At 56.3% G+C, this 15,640-nt stretch carries 21 protein-coding genes and 1 other annotated feature; of the genes, 19 read left to right on the top strand and 2 right to left on the bottom strand.

What is annotated here, in order from left to right:
• Window positions 1-60 precede the first annotated feature (60 nt).
• The 18 genes from AV656_RS01620 to pheA all read left to right on the top strand — a co-directional run bounded on the left by AV656_RS01620 (window position 61) and on the right by pheA (window position 13,555).
• Window positions 61-723, top strand: coding sequence for a hypothetical protein (locus AV656_RS01620; protein ID WP_063178166.1), 663 nt, complete (start codon window positions 61-63; stop codon window positions 721-723).
• Window positions 724-816: 93 nt separating this feature from the next.
• A complete protein-coding gene (locus AV656_RS01625) occupies window positions 817-1,422 on the top strand; it encodes a Maf family protein (protein WP_063178168.1) in 606 nt (201 codons plus the stop codon).
• Entirely contained in the window at window positions 1,419-2,114 is a 696-nt protein-coding gene (radC, locus tag AV656_RS01630; protein WP_063178169.1) for a RadC family protein, read from the top strand. Before AV656_RS01625 ends, radC begins: the two co-directional genes overlap by 4 nt.
• A 348-nt stretch (window positions 2,115-2,462) precedes the next feature.
• Window positions 2,463-3,479 (top strand): rod shape-determining protein, encoded by a 1,017-nt coding sequence (locus AV656_RS01635; protein ID WP_063178170.1) that lies wholly within the window; start codon window positions 2,463-2,465, stop codon window positions 3,477-3,479.
• A gap of 18 nt (window positions 3,480-3,497) precedes the next feature.
• Entirely contained in the window at window positions 3,498-4,415 is a 918-nt protein-coding gene (gene mreC / locus AV656_RS01640) for a rod shape-determining protein MreC (protein WP_063178171.1), read from the top strand.
• Window positions 4,412-4,936: a rod shape-determining protein MreD gene (gene mreD / locus AV656_RS01645; protein WP_063178172.1), complete on the top strand. Its 525-nt coding sequence runs from the start codon at window positions 4,412-4,414 to the stop codon at window positions 4,934-4,936. The genes mreC and mreD overlap by 4 nt, the downstream gene beginning before the upstream one ends.
• Before the next feature lie 27 nt (window positions 4,937-4,963).
• Window positions 4,964-5,635, top strand: coding sequence for a septum site-determining protein MinC (gene minC / locus AV656_RS01650; RefSeq protein ID WP_156484787.1), 672 nt, complete (start codon window positions 4,964-4,966; stop codon window positions 5,633-5,635).
• 1 nt (window position 5,636) lies between these two features.
• The gene (minD, locus tag AV656_RS01655) at window positions 5,637-6,437 is read left to right on the top strand and encodes a septum site-determining protein MinD (protein ID WP_063178173.1); all 801 of its coding nucleotides are present in this window, start codon (window positions 5,637-5,639) and stop codon (window positions 6,435-6,437) included.
• A 113-nt stretch (window positions 6,438-6,550) separates the two neighbouring features.
• Window positions 6,551-7,552, top strand: coding sequence for a nuclease-related domain-containing protein (locus tag AV656_RS01660; RefSeq protein ID WP_063178174.1), 1,002 nt, complete (start codon window positions 6,551-6,553; stop codon window positions 7,550-7,552).
• A gap of 345 nt (window positions 7,553-7,897) precedes the next feature.
• Window positions 7,898-8,458, top strand: a complete 561-nt coding sequence (locus AV656_RS01665) for a peptidoglycan DD-metalloendopeptidase family protein (RefSeq protein ID WP_197462184.1) — start codon at window positions 7,898-7,900, stop codon at window positions 8,456-8,458.
• A 19-nt stretch (window positions 8,459-8,477) separates the two neighbouring features.
• Window positions 8,478-9,101 (top strand): site-2 protease family protein, encoded by a 624-nt coding sequence (locus AV656_RS01670; RefSeq protein ID WP_063178179.1) that lies wholly within the window; start codon window positions 8,478-8,480, stop codon window positions 9,099-9,101.
• A 31-nt stretch (window positions 9,102-9,132) separates the two neighbouring features.
• Window positions 9,133-9,205, top strand: a sequence feature (ribosomal protein L21 leader region).
• A 12-nt stretch (window positions 9,206-9,217) separates the two neighbouring features.
• Window positions 9,218-9,526, top strand: a complete 309-nt coding sequence (gene rplU / locus AV656_RS01675) for a 50S ribosomal protein L21 (protein WP_063178181.1) — start codon at window positions 9,218-9,220, stop codon at window positions 9,524-9,526.
• A 3-nt stretch (window positions 9,527-9,529) separates the two neighbouring features.
• Window positions 9,530-9,853: a ribosomal-processing cysteine protease Prp gene (locus AV656_RS01680; RefSeq protein ID WP_063178183.1), complete on the top strand. Its 324-nt coding sequence runs from the start codon at window positions 9,530-9,532 to the stop codon at window positions 9,851-9,853.
• A 12-nt stretch (window positions 9,854-9,865) separates the two neighbouring features.
• Window positions 9,866-10,150 carry a 50S ribosomal protein L27 gene (rpmA, locus tag AV656_RS01685; RefSeq protein WP_063178185.1) on the top strand — a complete coding sequence of 95 codons (285 nt, stop codon included), beginning with the start codon at window positions 9,866-9,868 and terminating at the stop codon, window positions 10,148-10,150.
• Window positions 10,151-10,315: 165 nt separating this feature from the next.
• Entirely contained in the window at window positions 10,316-10,849 is a 534-nt protein-coding gene (locus AV656_RS01690; RefSeq protein WP_063178187.1) for a Spo0B domain-containing protein, read from the top strand.
• Window positions 10,849-12,141 (top strand): GTPase ObgE, encoded by a 1,293-nt coding sequence (gene obgE, locus AV656_RS01695; RefSeq protein ID WP_063178189.1) that lies wholly within the window; start codon window positions 10,849-10,851, stop codon window positions 12,139-12,141. Before AV656_RS01690 ends, obgE begins: the two co-directional genes overlap by 1 nt.
• Before the next feature lie 60 nt (window positions 12,142-12,201).
• Window positions 12,202-12,657: an ACT domain-containing protein gene (locus AV656_RS01700; protein WP_063178191.1), complete on the top strand. Its 456-nt coding sequence runs from the start codon at window positions 12,202-12,204 to the stop codon at window positions 12,655-12,657.
• A complete protein-coding gene (gene pheA, locus AV656_RS01705) occupies window positions 12,632-13,555 on the top strand; it encodes a prephenate dehydratase (RefSeq protein ID WP_156484774.1) in 924 nt (307 codons plus the stop codon). Before AV656_RS01700 ends, pheA begins: the two co-directional genes overlap by 26 nt.
• Before the next feature lie 104 nt (window positions 13,556-13,659).
• Here the strand turns inward: pheA and AV656_RS01710 are convergent, their stop codons facing one another.
• Entirely contained in the window at window positions 13,660-14,199 is a 540-nt protein-coding gene (locus tag AV656_RS01710; RefSeq protein WP_063178193.1) for a transcription repressor NadR, read from the bottom strand.
• 306 nt (window positions 14,200-14,505) lie between these two features.
• Entirely contained in the window at window positions 14,506-14,874 is a 369-nt protein-coding gene (locus tag AV656_RS16555; RefSeq protein WP_063178195.1) for a hypothetical protein, read from the bottom strand.
• Window positions 14,875-14,941: 67 nt separating this feature from the next.
• Between AV656_RS16555 and AV656_RS16560 the strand changes: the two genes are divergently transcribed.
• Window positions 14,942-15,634, top strand: coding sequence for a hypothetical protein (locus AV656_RS16560; protein ID WP_231877230.1), 693 nt, complete (start codon window positions 14,942-14,944; stop codon window positions 15,632-15,634).
• Window positions 15,635-15,640: the final 6 nt, after the last annotated feature.

Below are 15,640 nucleotides of genomic sequence, written 5' to 3' on the forward strand. Positions count from 1 at the left end.
AGCCGTCTTGTCCTTTTTTATCGTCAGGCTGGTATCGTTCTTCTTAAAAGGGGTGGTGTCATGCGGTTACGGAAAAAGTATTCGCGAGGGGCGATCGCGATGGCCATGCTGCACGGCTTTCTGATGGGGATCGGCGGCGTGCTGCTGTTCGGGTTTATCGTCATGTCGGAAGACGGAGAGTCGGGCGGCGCCGAGGCGACGAAGTCCGGGGAAACGGTGCCTGCGGATGCGCAACCGGCGAAGGAAGAAGCGAAAAAAGGGGAAGGCGAAGAGGCGACGGGCAACAGGAAGACGATGTTCTTCGCCATTCAGCACGGCATGTTCTCAAGCTACGATGCGGCATCCGGCTTCCTTTCGTCTCAGGCCCAGTTGGACAAGGCAGCAATCGTCCGTGTGGCGGACAAGTTCTATCTCTGGTCGGCCATTCATCTGACCGATTCGGAGGCGAGAGCCTCGGTTGTGAAGGATACCTTCGTCAAGCCATTCACCGTTGACGCCGCAGCATGCCCTGCCGAAACCAGCGGAAAACTCCCGGTTCTCCTTGCCGGCCAGGACGCTGCAAAATTCAAATTTGACGATAAGACAAAAGATGATGCCCTGCCGGAAGGATGGAAAAAGAATGTCAGCGCCGTGCAAGGGATCACAGAAGATCCTGCCATCATGAGGCTGCATCTGGTCAGCCAATATGCCGAAGCAGCCGAGTGCCTCAAAATCGAGTTTTGAGGCATTTTTCATGTCCGAAATTGTAAAGTGCAGATTTCTCTAATCCCCCCGGCTCGGCTATGATGGGAACAAACCGTTTAGGGGGAATGGCACATGGAATTCAAGACGAACCGGCAGGTGATCCTCGCATCGGGATCACCAAGGAGAAGTGAGCTTATGGGGGTGGCGGGGATCCCGTTTATCGTCCGGAAGCCACAGGTGGAAGAGCCGCCGATCCGGCAGGGGGAGGAACCGTCACGCTACGCGGAACGGCTTGCGAGGCTGAAGGCGTGGGATGTAGCAGAACATGAACCGGGATCGGTCGTGATCGGGTCGGACACGGTCGTGCATCAGGGGGGACAAGTGTACGGCAAACCGTCCGACAGGGAAGAGGCGAAGGCGTTTCTCGAGTCGCTCTGCGGATCTGTCCATTCCGTTTCGACAGGGGTCTGCGTGACGGATGGTGAACAGGAGCGGAAGTTTTCGGTTACGACGTATGTCGAGTTCAGAAATGTCCCGGGCTGGGTTGTTGACCGGTACGTCGACTCCGGCGACCCGATGGACAAGGCCGGCGCCTACGGAATCCAGTCCGGCGGCGCGCTGTTTGTGAAGGAAATCAGGGGAGATTATCACGCGGTCGTCGGACTTCCGGTCGCTGACGTATTCGAGGTGTTGAATGAGATGGGTGTGATCATCGGCGGAGAGGGGGACGGGCTTTGACGACGGATCTGTATGTGCCGAAGATCAGCGAGCTCCACATTGCCGACCGGCCGAGGGAGCGGCTCATCCATCAGGGGGCAGAGAGCCTGTCCAACCAGGAGCTGATCGCGATTCTGCTCCGGAGCGGGACCAGACAGGAATCGGTCCTTCAGCTTTCCAACCGAGTGCTGGCCTTTTTCGACCGGATCCAGGACATGCAGCACGCGACACTCGAAGAAATGACATCAGTGAAGGGCATCGGCGAAGCAAAGGCGGTGCAGCTGCTGGCGGCCGTCGAACTCGGCAAGCGCCTTACCCGCAAGCAGTCGACAGAGCGTTATGTCATCCGTTCCCCGGAAGATGCCGCCGCCTATCTGATGCCGGACATGTCGAATCTCAATCAGGAACACTTTGTCGTGTTGTTCCTGAACGTGAAAAACGAGGTGCTCCACAGCCGGACTATATTTATAGGAAGCCTGAACTCCTCGATCGTCCATCCGAGGGAGGTGTTCCGGGAAGCAGTCAAACGCTCCGCGGCTTCCATCATCTGCGCCCACAATCACCCGAGCGGCAACCCGGCCCCGAGCCCGGAAGATATCGAAGTCACCAAACGCCTCGCCGAAGCCGGCAAAATCGTCGGCATCGACCTCCTCGACCACATCATCATCGGCGACCACAAATTCCTCAGTCTTAAAGAAGGAGACTTTATCTAATGTAAGGTCGGAGCTGCCTAACCTTGGATATGTAGATTGAAGCAAAAAGGCCCGAGACACCTGCGGGAAAAGCGTTAGCCGAAGACCCCGCAGAGCGCAGCCCGCGGACTAGCGGACGCCGTCACGAAGAACGGCGTCTGTGGCCAAAAGCGTAAGCGTTGGCCAACAAGGGCCTGTAGCGCAAATCTACCCACACTTTACAAACTAAAGCAAGAATATACTTACTTTAATCTATTACACGCTATAGCTTCATATAAGATTGTCACTTTCTCTCTGAATCCGTTATAATGATGTGTATGATTTCAAACCGGCAACAGTAACGGCCGCGCAGAAAGGGAGATTAATAGCGTGTTTGGACTCGGATCAAAAGATGTCGGGATTGACCTCGGCACAGCAAATACATTGGTATTTATCAAGAACAAGGGGATTGTTCTCCGCGAACCGTCCGTCGTCGCGAAGAACGTCAAGACCGGGGAGATTGTTGCGGTCGGGAATGATGCAAAGAATATGATCGGCCGGACACCGGGTTCGATCATTGCGACACGTCCGATGAAAGATGGTGTCATCGCGGACTTCGACACCACGACAGCGATGATTCAGTATTACCTGCGCGAAGCACAGAAAGCATCCGGCGGTACATGGAAAAAGCCGAATGTCATGATCTGCGTGCCATACGGCATCACATCGGTTGAACAGCGTGCCGTGATTGACGCATCCCGCCAGGCCGGCGCAAAAGACGCCTTCACCATTGAAGAGCCGTTTGCGGCTGCGATCGGCGCGAATCTGCCTGTATGGGAACCAACCGGCAGCATGGTCGTCGATATTGGTGGCGGGACGACGGAAGTGGCCGTCATCTCGCTCGGAGGCATCGTTACGAGCGAATCCATCCGTGTCGGCGGCGACGCAATGGACCAGGCAATCATTTCGTATATCCGCAAAACCTATAACCTGACCATCGGTGACCGCACGGCCGAACAGATCAAGATCGAGATCGGCTCCGCCAGCGTTACAGATAAGCCGGAGAAAATGGAGATCCGCGGACGCGACCTGCTTACAGGTCTTCCGAAAACGATCGAGATCTCTTCCGAGGAAATCGCGGAAGCGCTCAAGGAATCCATCACGGCAATCATCGACGGCGTGAAAAAGACTCTCGAGCATACTCCGCCTGAACTGTCCGCGGACGTCATGGAGCGCGGCATCGTGCTTACGGGCGGCGGCGCGCTGCTCAGCAATCTAGACAAGGTGATCGCGGAAGAGACGAACATGCCGGTATCCATCGCGGAAGATCCGCTTGACTGTGTGGCAATCGGCACCGGCAAGGCGCTCGACAATTTTGATGTCATCAAGAAACAGCAAGCCAGATAATACGGGAGTGATGGCAGCATGCCGCAGTTTTTCTCTAACAAACGGCTGATCCTCCTCCTCGTCGGTGTCATCGTGCTGGTCGCCCTGATCTTCTTCTCTCTCAGGGACCGCGATCACGCGAACGTGCCCGAACAGATCGTAAAAGATGTCGTCGGCTTCGGGCAGCAGCTGTTCTCGAAGCCGGCACACTACATAACGGACCTGGTCGATGATGTGGATTCACTCCTGAACACCTATGAGGAGAACCAGCGCCTGCGCTCACGGCTCGTCGAGTACGCAGCCGTCCAGGCAGAACTCAGTGATGTCCGGAAAGAGAATGAGCGGCTGAAGGACATCGTCGGCAAAGAGGATGACCTCAGGGACTTTGAACCGATCCATGCATCGGTCCTTGCAAGGAACCCCGATCAATGGGAAGAGAAGGTGGTCATTGACCGAGGCGAATCCCACGGCGTCAAGAAGAATATGGCGGTCATGACCGCAGACGGCCTGATCGGGAAAGTCATTCTCACGACGCCGTTCACGTCAACCGTCCAGCTTCTTGCGACTCAGGATCCGGATTTCCGGGTATCCGCACTTGTCACGGGCGAAACGGAAGCGTTCGGCCTCATTGAGGGATTCGACACCGAGCGGCGTGAGCTGATTCTCAAGCGGATCGATTCTGCTTTCGAGATCAAGGAAGGCCAGAAGGTCATTTCTTCCGGACTCGGCGGCATCTTCCCGAAAGGGCTCCTGATCGGGGAAATCACCGAGGTGACGACGGACGACTTCGGACTGACGAAGCAGGCACATATTAAACCTGCTGCCGACTTCTCGATGCTGGAGCATGTCATCGTCGCCAAGCGGTCATCGACTGCGGTCGACGGTTCGGATGCCGGCAACACGGATGAGGCAATGGATAAAACGGCGGATGGCGGGAAAGACGGGGACGGCTCATGATCCGGCTCCTCATTCCATTTGTCGCCGTCGTTTTATTCTATGTGGAGCCGGTGTTCGGCCTGTTTTCGCCGATCGAGGTCGGCGATAAACTCCGCTTCCTCATCCCGCGGTTTCTGATCATGTTCCTGATCTTTGTCGGAGTCTACTACAGCCGGCAGCGTGCCCTCGTGTACGCAATCATTTTCGGACTCTTGTACGATTTATTTCACATTGATATTATTGGACTATACGCCTTCCTGTACCCGGCCGTCTGCCTGCTGGCCATCTGGGCCGTGAAGCATATCCACAAACACATCGCCGTCGTTACGCTCATTACGCTGCTTCTTGTGGCGGTGCTTGAGACGGCGCTGTACGGATTCTTCACGCTGATCGGGTTCATCGGGATGCCATTCGGTGAATTCGTCACGACCCGCCTTTTGCCGACGATGATCGCCAACTCGGTGTTCCTTGTCCTGTTGGGCTGGGTGTTCAAATCGCTTGCCAACCGGCGGAGCATCCAGAAGAGGGAAGGAATGTTGTAAGCATGGAGGAGAATTGGGGTGACGCAAGTGACTAGAAAACAGCTTGTCATGATCAAAGGAACGAAGTCGGGCCTCGTGTTGCGCCTTGACGACCAATGCGCCTATTCCGAACTGGTGTCGGAACTGGAGCAGAAAGTCCGGGAGGAGGCACTTGAGGGGACGACGGAGATCCAGCTCCACCTCGGTAACCGGTACTGCACCGATGAGCAGGTCAAGGAGCTCATCAACTGTGTACAAGAATCTCCCCATCTCCGAGTTTCGAAAGTGCAGAGTGACGTCATCCGTGTGGAAGAGTGCAACCGCCTCATCAAGGAAAGCCAGTCCGAGACGTTTGTCGGAATCGTGCGCTCCGGGCAGGTCGTACAGGCGGAGGGCGACCTCGTCATCATCGGTGACGTCAACCCGAACGGGAAGGCCATCGCGAACGGGAACATCTTTGTCCTCGGCCGGCTGAAGGGCATCGCCCACGCCGGAGCCGGAGGCAATCGGGACGCGGTCATCGCAGCTTCCTGGCTGGAAGCGACGCATCTGATGATCGCCGATAAAGTCGAGACGATGACGGACGAACTGACGGTTCTGTCCGAACGTCCGGAAATGGAGTGTGCCTACATCCACCGGAGCGGCTTCATCGCCATCGACCGACTTCAGGAGCTCCGCATCCTGAGGCCGTACCTATCTACATTCAAGGGAGGAAGCTAATGTGGGAGAAGCCATCGTTGTGACATCAGGGAAGGGGGGCGTCGGCAAGACGACGACGACCGCCAACCTTGGAACTGCATTGGCCCTTCAAGGCAAGAAAGTCTGCCTGATTGACACGGACATCGGCCTCCGGAACCTGGACGTCGTGCTCGGCCTTGAAAACCGGATCATCTACGACCTTGTCGACGTGGTGGAAGGACGCTGCCGTGTAAACCAGGCGCTGGTGAAAGACAAACGCTTCGAGGACCGGCTGTTCCTTCTGCCGGCGGCCCAGACAGCGGACAAGCTCGCTGTTTCGCCTGAGCAGATGAGGGAACTTGTCACAGAACTGAAGCGCGAATATGACTATATCTTGATTGACTGCCCGGCCGGTATTGAGCAGGGCTACCAGAACGCAGTCGCCGGCGCCGACCGCGCAATCGTCGTCACGACACCGGAAATTTCCGCGGTGCGCGACGCCGACCGGATCATCGGACTGCTCGAGCAGGAAGAAGGCATCGAGCCGCCGAAGCTCATCATCAACCGGATCAAGCGCCACCTCATGGAATCCGGCGAGGCGCTTGATGTCAACGAGATCACGACCCACCTGTCGATCGACCTCCTTGGGATCGTCATGGATGACGAAAATGTCATTTCTTCATCCAATAAAGGCGAACCGGTCGTTCTCAATCCTGCCAACCGCGCCGCAACGGGCTACCGCAACATTGCCCGCCGTATCCTCGGCGAATCGGTTCCGCTCATGTCCATGGACGAACCGAAAAAAGGCTTCTTAGGAAAGCTGAAGTCCATTTTCACGAAATAATCGTTTCCCGGGAAATCGGGAGCAAATAAGCGGATTCGACAATGTGACCCCCATCGCATGCCTGTTCAGGCGTGCGGATGGGGGTTTTTCATGATGGAAGGGAGGAAAAGGCGGTGGGGAAACGGAGTGTGCCGGAGCGGCTCGCTGCACTGGCGGTGCTGGAATCGAGGGTATCAGCGGAGCATCCCGGGTATGAGCGCATCCGGGCCGACATGGAGATGCGGCTCGCGGGTTATGCCGGGGAGAAGAAAGCGGACTTTTATCTGGAGGAAGCCAGACTCAAGGAGAATCCGGTAGTGCTGAAGGACGTGATGGTGCCTTCAGGCGGCCGCTTCGTCCAAGTGGATACACTCGTGTTGCATCCCGCATTTGTGCTGGTGCTGGAAGTGAAGAACATGACAGGGGAACTCTACTTCGACGAAGCCACCGGACAGTTTTACCGGATGAAAAATGGCATGCGCGAAGGCATGAGAAACCCCGAAGACCAGCTGAACCGGGCAGTCGCTGCAACCGAACGCTTCCTGGCTTCAATCGAATTGCCGGTCCGGGTCCACGGAGCCATCGTGCTCGCCAGCTATAACGGGCTGATTATCCAGGGGCCCGTAAGCAGACCCATATTCCCGGTCGACCGTCTGCCTGGGTATGTGGAGAAATTGGAGGAGGAGAATCGGGCGATTTTAAAGAGGACGAATTTACAATTTGTGACCGATACGCTAGACCTGCTGTTCCGCGAAAGACAAGACCATTATTTGAGGTGGTATAATCTTGCATTTTCTGATATTAAACTCGGTGTTAGGTGTCCATCTTGCTTTAGGATTGGTATGGAGCGGGGCCATGGGAGATGGATTTGTAAGAATTGCGATACCTCATCAAACGATGCCCACCTTGCTGTGCTGCAGGAGTACCGAATCTTGTTTGGAGGACAAATCACTAGCAGCGATGCACAGCGGTTTCTGGGCTTAATCAATATTCAAAGCGCAATTAGACTATTGTCTTCATCATCATCAAGTCAATATAAAGGGAACCAAAATCGAAATAGAAAATGGACGATCCTAGATGAGAAATATCGGTTGGAGAAATTTATCAACCACTTGATGTATAAAAAGAAATTATGAGCACCGCCAACTTTAGATTAAGATTGTCTAAGTTGATTAAGGAAGCCTAGTCTGGAGTAAGGCACCTCTCATTTGGAGTAAGAATGCCTAGTTTGGAGTAAGGCACCTCTCATTTGGAGTAAGGATGCCTAGTTTGGAGTAGGCACCCCCCATTTGGAGTAAGGATGCCTGGTTTGGAGTAAGGCACCCCTCACTTGGAGTAAAGCCTCCTAATTTAGAGTAACGGCACTTGACGTGACACGTTAACACCTGAATCGCCCACTCTCCAAATCTCTCAACAATTTATCATCACACCGGCCCCTCCTACATATGATAGAGAAAACATTTCGCAGGGGTGTGGTGCTGATGAGGTGGAGGGAGAAATGGGTGGCGGCGCTGCTTGTGACCATCGTACTGTTCGGGGTGGCGAAGCTGGAGGAGCATCAGGTGATGAAGACACAGATCACGCATCTGGTGCGGTCGGGTGAGGAGCTGACTGTACTGAAGAAATGGGTGATGTCGTTCGTGGACCAGGGGCGTCCGGAGACGACGATTCCGGTGACGGCCGACGGGACGACGCCGGCGATGGCGGAGTTTTCCACTCTCCAGCCGTTCCGTGAAGGGGTGGTGCTGTCGTATGCTGCGACCATTCCGGTGACGGCGAAGGGGGACGGGCTGGTCATCTATACCGGACATACGCGCCAGACGGGGAAGACCGTGACAGTACAGTATGATGACGGGGATACGGTGACCTACGGATTTATCGGCAAGTTTCTGACGCTGCCGTATACGACGGTCGGCGAAGGTGAGGCGATCGCGGAGCTGGAGTCCGGGGCGATGTTCCTGGGCGTGCAGCGGGATGGCGATGTGATGGATGCGGAAGGTGTGAAAAACTGGCTGGCGTCGCTGAGGGGGACGGGGGAATGACAACCGGAGTCCTCTGCGGATGAAGTACCGGATGCATCCGGTCATGATCCCGTTCCTGCTCGCCATCATTGCGAGCGGGAATGTCTCATTCTACGCGATCGTCCTCGGCTCGCTCCTATTCCACGAGGCCGGTCACCTGCTGGCTGCGAAGTGGACGGGCGGACCCGTGAGGCAATGCGTCATCATGCCGTACGGCGGGGAAATCGTGATACCCCGTTTTTCCCGATTGCCGAGAGCGGACAGGCTGCTGATTGTCGCAGGAGGACCTGCCGCAACTGCGCTTCTGCTGGCCATCTCATTTTTCGTGCAGATGCCCGGGCGGGACCTGCTCATCTCAACACAGCTGGCCCTGCTCGGCCTGAATCTGCTGCCGTTTTTGCCGCTGGACGGCGGTCGGGCAGCGCTTATTTTCTTTCCTGAGCAAAAAATCGCACTCATTCTATTATCTATTTCCGTATCGGCTGCTGCAGCCGTATTTTTCATCCTTTATCTGCCCCAGTCGGCGCCTTATCTGTTCCTTGCCCTGTTCCTGTTGCTTCAAAATATCCTTCACTGGCGGTACCGAAAATATGAACGTGTGCTGGAGCGCGTTTATTCCGGAAGTTTCCCGAAGCCGGCAGTTGACCGGAAGTCGGGTCTGTGATAGTATTTTCATGTTGGTTTGTAGCGCACCCGTGCTACTACAACCGCACCAACAAGGTCCTAAGCACCGAATGGTCACCTTGAAGGGCGAGTCTTAGTTTAAGAGGAGGTGCAAGCATGTACGCAATCATTGAAACAGGCGGCAAGCAAGTTAAAGTTGAAGCGGGCCAGGAGATCTACATCGAAAAGCTCGCAGGTGACGTCGAAGAGACGATCACATTCGATAAAGTATTGTTCGTCGGCGGCGACGACGTGAAAGTCGGAGCTCCATACGTGGAAGGCGCAACCGTTACAGGTAAGATCGCCAAGCACGGCCGCGGCAAGAAAATCGTTGTCTTCAAATACAAGCGCCGTAAAAACTACCGCAAGAAACAGGGTCACCGTCAGCCTTACACGAAAGTCGTCATCGACGGCATCAACCTGTAAGCCGTGATCCGGGTAATTGTGGATGAAACATCAGATGGCCGCATCACCTCATTTGAGATGACCGGCCATGCGGACTTCGCGGAACATGGAAAGGATCTTGTCTGCGCTGCGGCCTCGGCCGTATCGTTCGGCGCCGTGAACTCGGTGTACGCACTGACGGAAACGGAGCCCGATGTGGAACTCGGAGACGATGGCGGATATTTGTCCGTCCGCGTGCCGGATCCGGAAGACGGATCCGTCCAGCTGATCCTGAAGTCCATGATCGTTTCATTGCAGACCATTGAGCGGGACTATGGTGAACATATTAAAGTGACTTTCAACCGATAGGAGGTGGACTACATGCTACGTTTGGATCTCCAGTTCTTCGCGTCGAAGAAAGGGGTAGGTTCCACGAAGAACGGCCGTGACTCCGAAGCGAAACGCCTTGGTGCGAAGCGCGCGGACGGCCAATTCGTAACCGGCGGCTCCATTCTGTACCGCCAGCGCGGGACTAAAATCCACCCTGGTGAAAACGTTGGCCGCGGCGGCGATGATACGCTGTTCGCAAAGGTTGACGGTGTCGTGCGCTTCGAGCGCTACGGCCGCGACAAGAAAAAAGTTAGCGTCTATCCGGCTGCTCAATAAGCACCAGATGGATGAGCGGGCTGCATGATTCTCATGCGGCCCGCTTTTTTATTGCCCGAAAAAGACCTCCGATTTTAGACGCCTGCATTGAAACAGGCGTGTCCTGTAGTGGTATACTGTACGTACGGGATGAACACGAACTTTGTGAGACGGGAAGTGACTGCAATGGAAGAACGGCTGTCGGCACAGGAACTGCTGAAATACTCGAGGCACGATCATATGAACACCCTTCATCTGATTCGGATGCTGCTGGATCTCGGCAGGGAGGATGATGTGCGGAAAGCGATCGACGATGCCGTGGAACAGGCACGGCACGAAGCCGCACTGGCGTCCGCCGGCATGCCGTGTCTGGCAGTATGGCTTCTGACCTTTGGCTGGCGCTTCCCGGAATATGAGGTATCACTGGATGTGTCCGCGGAAGGCCGGGGTGACATCGGGGCCGACCGGGAAACGGAGGCATTTCTCGAAGAACTGTTCTCGGAACTCCAGGAGGGCTTGAGCCCTTATGCGGAGTACGGGGCACAGATCCGGGTAAAGACTGAGTCCGGGACGTGGTCGGTCACTTTCGTGCTGACGGGACCTCACGAACTGGAAGAAGGATTGCCGGAGGCATCATCCGATGCACGGTTTACGTTCCATCATTCTGAGGAAGATGGACAACTGATCATGACAGTAGCTGGAAGGAAGGTGGATCGGTGATGTTTGTCGATCACGTAAAGATCTATGTGAAAGGCGGGGACGGCGGCAATGGAATGGTCGCGTTCCGCCGGGAAAAATACGAACCGATGGGCGGTCCTGCGGGGGGCGACGGAGGCAAGGGAGCCGATGTCATTTTTGAAGTGGACGAAGGCCTCCGTACGCTGATGGATTTCCGTTATCAGAGACATTTCAAGGCCCAGCGCGGCGAGCACGGGATGAGCAAGAGCATGCACGGAAAAAATGCGAAAGACATGACCGTCAAAGTGCCGCCGGGCACGACGGTGACGGATGCGGAATCAGGCGCCATCATCGCGGACCTGACCGAGCACGGCCAGCGTGCGGTCATCGCAAAAGGAGGCCGCGGCGGACGGGGAAACATCCGCTTTGCGACACCGGCCAATCCGGCACCTGAAATTTCCGAGAAGGGCGAGCCGGGCTATGAGCTGGAAGTCGTCCTTGAGCTGAAAGTGCTCGCGGACGTCGGCCTTGTCGGCTTCCCGAGTGTCGGCAAGTCGACCCTGCTGTCCGTCGTCTCCGCTGCCAAGCCGAAGATCGGCGATTATCATTTTACGACAATCGTTCCGAACCTCGGTGTCGTGGACTCCGGTGACGGGCGGAGTTTCGTCATGGCTGACCTGCCGGGCCTGATCGAAGGCGCTCACCAGGGCGTCGGCCTCGGCCATCAGTTCCTCCGCCATATCGAGCGTACGCGAGTCATTGTTCACGTCATCGACATGTCCGGCATGGAAGGCCGCGATCCTTATGAGGATTACGAGACGATCAATGAGGAGCTGGAGCAGTACAATCTCCGCCTGACGGAGCGGCCTCAGATCGTCGTGGCCAATAAGATGGACATGCCCGAGGCGGAAATGAACCTCGCGGAATTCAAGGAGCAGATTCCGTCCGATGTAAAGGTGTATCCGATTTCTGCAATCACACGCCAGGGCCTGTCGGATCTGCTGTACGCTGTGGCGGACCTTCTCGAAGAGACGCCGGAATTCCCGCTTTACGACCCTGAGGAAGTGGAAGAATCCCGCCACGTCCTGTACAAGTTCGAAGCGGAGAAAAAAGACGAATTCGTCATCGGCCGGGACGACGACGGTGCGTATACGGTCGGCGGTCCGGCGGTCGAGAAGCTGTTCAAGATGACCAACTTCTCGCATGAGGAATCGGTCCGCCGGTTCGGCCGCCAGCTCCGCGGAATGGGCATTGACGATGCGCTGCGCGAGCGCGGCGTCAAGGACGGAGACACAGTCCGCATCATGGAATACGAATTCGAATTCGTTGACTGAGACCTGCCCATAAGGGGGCCTGCAGGCAAACCGGCGGGCCAAGAAAAGAGGACTGAAACAATGAAAGACGTTTCGGATGAAAATTATTACCTCGTCAGGGAAGACGTCCTGACGGAATCGATGCAGAAAACGCTCGAAGCAAAGCGCCTCCTGCAGAATGGCGAGGAGTCCACCATCTGGGATGCCGTGAAGCGGGTCGGCCTGTCACGGAGTGCATTCTATAAATACCGCGACACGGTCTTTCCGTTCCATTCGGTCGTCCAGGAGCGGATCCTGACGGTCTTCATGCAGCTGGAGGACCGGGAAGGGGCGCTGGCAGAACTGCTGCGCACCGTAGCCGAGGCGCAGTGCAATGTGTTGACGATCCACCAGACGATCCCGATTCAGGGCAGGGCCAATGTGACGCTTTCCCTGGACGTGACTGCGATGACGATGGAGCTGAACACGTTCCTGCAGACGCTCAAGCGGCTGCCGTTCATCGAATCTGCGGATGTCGTCAGCTCGGGCGCGTATTAAGGGGGAAGAGGTTTTGGAAGAAACAGTGACACGGGTGGCTTATCTCGGACCGGAGGCGTCGTTTACTCATCTGGCGGCGGACGGGCTGTTCCACGGGGACTGGCTCATGCCTTATACGACCATTCCGGAAGCGATTGAAGCCGTATCGGAAGACCGTGCGGACTATGCGGTCGTCCCGATTGAAAATGCATTGGAAGGCGCCGTCTCCCTGACGGTTGATTACCTTTACCACGAAGTGGAGCTTTATATCACAGCCGAAATCCTGCAGCCGATCGACCAGCATCTCATGGTTCACCCGGAGCAGGCGGACAGGTGGGAAGAGGTGGAGTCGATCCATTCCCACCCGCAGGCGCTGGCCCAGTGCCACAAATTCCTGCACTACCGGTTCCGCGGCGTGCCGCTGATCCAGGCGACCTCAACGTCCGGTGCGGCAAAATACGCGGCCGAAAATCCGGAGCTGCAGATTGCGGCAATCGGCAACCGGTTTGCGGCAGAGAAATACGGCCTGAAAATCGTGCAGGACAGCATCAATGACTTCCACTTCAACCGGACGCGCTTTGTCGTTCTGTCGAAGCGGGAGGGGGAGATCGGCAAGCCCGGCAGCGGGGATAAAGTCAAGTCGACCCTCATGGTCAACCTGCCGAAGGACAACCGCTCCGGGGCGCTTCACCAGGTGCTGTCGGTATTTGCCTGGAGGCGGCTGAACCTGACCAAGATTGAATCCCGCCCGATGAAAACGGGACTCGGCGACTACTTTTTCATCGTCGATGTGGCCGCTGGAAAAGACGAACCGATGATGAAGGGCGCCATGGAAGAACTCGCCGCACTCGGCTGCGTCGTCAAGCCGCTTGGCACCTACAGGACATATGAAATAAAACCGGCACCGCGCGAAAATTAAGCGCGGTCCGGTTTTTTGTTTTGGCTGATGATCTGGGGTTGGTCCGTTAGTACAATTTGGCCGGATGTACGATATTCCGACATCAGGAAAGCCGCAAACGCCTCTTACGCTTCGTCAGTCAAAAATCCATGCTCCCTGAGCGCCTGCACCGCACGGTCGAGGATTTCTTCGCTGTCTGCGGTAATGGTATGGAGGTGCGGGCCGCCGGTGAGCTCCAGCAGAAACGGTGATCCGGTATCCTGCACCCGGGCAAGGAACTGGCCCACATCATGACGGTTATTGACCATGATTGCCGCGTTGAGTTCACCGTACACCGGGTGCTCGACAGTGACATCGCGGACCGAAGCACCTGCGTCGACGATCAGGTTCAGCTCTGATTCGGTCTGGTCCGGTGTGTGTGTGCAGGCAACCTTTCGCGAACGGGCGCCTGGGCGCTCGGGCGCCTCGCCTCCGAGGTGGACATATCCTGAACTCGTCGCCATGATCGACTCGCCGTGTGCCTTCAGGAGGGTGATATCCCCGACGATGACCTGGCGGCTCACACCGCAAATTTTCGCAAGCTCTGCCCCTTTAATCGGACGTTTGCTGTCTTTCAGTTTCTTGAGGATCCGTTCCCTCCGCTCGTCCCCCTTTAACTTTTCCATGGGCTTCGACTCCTTCCCGTCATAACTGCTGTTCGTTTTCTCATAGCTTATTGTGAAGACGTCCTCGGAGTCTGTCAAAGTTTCAGTGTCATCGCCCAGTGCGGGTTCATACGCTATACCGATGGAAGGGGGAGAAGCAATGCACGTGCACATAGTGCAGAAAGGGGATACCCTCTGGAAAATCTCCAGGCAGTATGGGGTTCCCTTTGAAGAAGTTAAACGGCTTAATGCTCACCTGGCAAATCCGGACTACATCGTACCGGGGATGAAGATTTTCCTGCCGGATCATGCGAAGAAAGGCAAGGGTCATCCGCCGGCTGAACATCCATACAAGGATGGACGCCCGAAGAAACCGATGAGGGAAAAGCACGAGATGGAATCGCCGGAAATGCCACCGCCGCCGATGGAGAAGCATGCACCGAAGCCTGCACCGAAGCCGGCACCGAAGCCGGCACCGCCAAAGCCTGCACCAAAGCCAGCCCCGCCAAAACCGGCACCGCCAAAGCCGGCACCGAAACCAGCACCGCCAAAGCCGGCTCCAATGCCACCACCGCCACCAAAGCCAACACCGCCGCCGCTGATGCCGATCGAAGAGTCTCCGATGGCCCCGCCGCCACCACCGCCAAAGCCGCCGATGATGGAAGAAGAGTCGTCGATGGCTCCGCCTCCGGTCATGCCGGAAATGGAAATGCCGGCCTCGCCGATGCAACCATGCCCGCCGGAGAAGGAGGCAGTCCTTCCGATGATGCAAATGCCATTCTGTTACATGCCGGTGTTTGATATGTGCTGCCCGATGTGCGGCCATGGTCATATGCATCACCATCAGATGATGCAGCCTTATCATCACATGCATCACCATCACATGATGCAGCCATATCCGGAAATGATGCAGTATCCGGGAATGATGCAGTATCCGGAAATGATGCAGTACTCGGAGATGGAGCAGTCTCCGGAAATGATGGAGTACCATGAGATGGAGCAGTCTCCGGAGATGATGCAGTACCATGAAATGGAACAGTCTCCGGAGATGCCGCAGATGCCGACAGCACCGGGCTACACACTGCCTATGGCAGAGGGAATGTCGGAGGATGAATCGCGGGAGCAGGGCTGGAAGATGGGTGAATCAAGTTCCTATTCATCCTCGCTGGATGCATATATGGGTAAACAGCACGAAGCGGAGTCGCCGATGGTCCACCATCACCACATGTCCCACGCCCCGATGCACATGTACCCGGCTGAGTCGCCTGGCGGCTGCGGCTGCGGCTCGGGCTCCGGTTCCGGGCATGCCGTGCCGTATTCCATCCAGGCTGCCGCATGGAATTACTGGCCGCAGCCAACGATGCAGCCTTATCCGGGCTATGGCCATCATCACGGACACCATCACGGACAATGCTGCAATGTATGCGGATCACCGTTCGGATACGGCGGCTACTGATTATCC

The sequence above is a fragment of the Bhargavaea cecembensis genome (assembly GCF_001619585.1).
Classification (GTDB): Bacteria; Bacillota; Bacilli; order Bacillales_A; family Planococcaceae; genus Bhargavaea; species Bhargavaea cecembensis_A.

Bases quoted from the DNA above. Each gene is read 5' to 3' on its own strand.
- AV656_RS01620 (WP_063178166.1), top strand. From the start codon at position 61: ATGCGGTTACGGAAAAAGTATTCGCGAGGGGCGATCGCGATGGCCATG.
- AV656_RS01625 (WP_063178168.1), top strand. From the start codon at position 817: ATGGAATTCAAGACGAACCGGCAGGTGATCCTCGCATCGGGATCACCA.
- mreC (WP_063178171.1), top strand. From the start codon at position 3,498: ATGCCGCAGTTTTTCTCTAACAAACGGCTGATCCTCCTCCTCGTCGGT.
- mreD (WP_063178172.1), top strand. From the start codon at position 4,412: ATGATCCGGCTCCTCATTCCATTTGTCGCCGTCGTTTTATTCTATGTG.
- AV656_RS01665 (WP_197462184.1), top strand. From the start codon at position 7,898: ATGAGGTGGAGGGAGAAATGGGTGGCGGCGCTGCTTGTGACCATCGTA.
- AV656_RS01670 (WP_063178179.1), top strand. From the start codon at position 8,478: ATGAAGTACCGGATGCATCCGGTCATGATCCCGTTCCTGCTCGCCATC.
- rplU (WP_063178181.1), top strand. From the start codon at position 9,218: ATGTACGCAATCATTGAAACAGGCGGCAAGCAAGTTAAAGTTGAAGCG.
- rpmA (WP_063178185.1), top strand. From the start codon at position 9,866: ATGCTACGTTTGGATCTCCAGTTCTTCGCGTCGAAGAAAGGGGTAGGT.
- AV656_RS01690 (WP_063178187.1), top strand. From the start codon at position 10,316: ATGGAAGAACGGCTGTCGGCACAGGAACTGCTGAAATACTCGAGGCAC.
- obgE (WP_063178189.1), top strand. From the start codon at position 10,849: ATGTTTGTCGATCACGTAAAGATCTATGTGAAAGGCGGGGACGGCGGC.
- AV656_RS01700 (WP_063178191.1), top strand. From the start codon at position 12,202: ATGAAAGACGTTTCGGATGAAAATTATTACCTCGTCAGGGAAGACGTC.
- pheA (WP_156484774.1), top strand. From the start codon at position 12,632: ATGTCGTCAGCTCGGGCGCGTATTAAGGGGGAAGAGGTTTTGGAAGAA.
- AV656_RS01710 (WP_063178193.1), bottom strand. From the start codon at position 14,199: ATGGAAAAGTTAAAGGGGGACGAGCGGAGGGAACGGATCCTCAAGAAA.
- AV656_RS16555 (WP_063178195.1), bottom strand. From the start codon at position 14,874: ATGACCGGAGGCGGAGCCATCGACGACTCTTCTTCCATCATCGGCGGC.
- AV656_RS16560 (WP_231877230.1), top strand. From the start codon at position 14,942: ATGATGCAAATGCCATTCTGTTACATGCCGGTGTTTGATATGTGCTGC.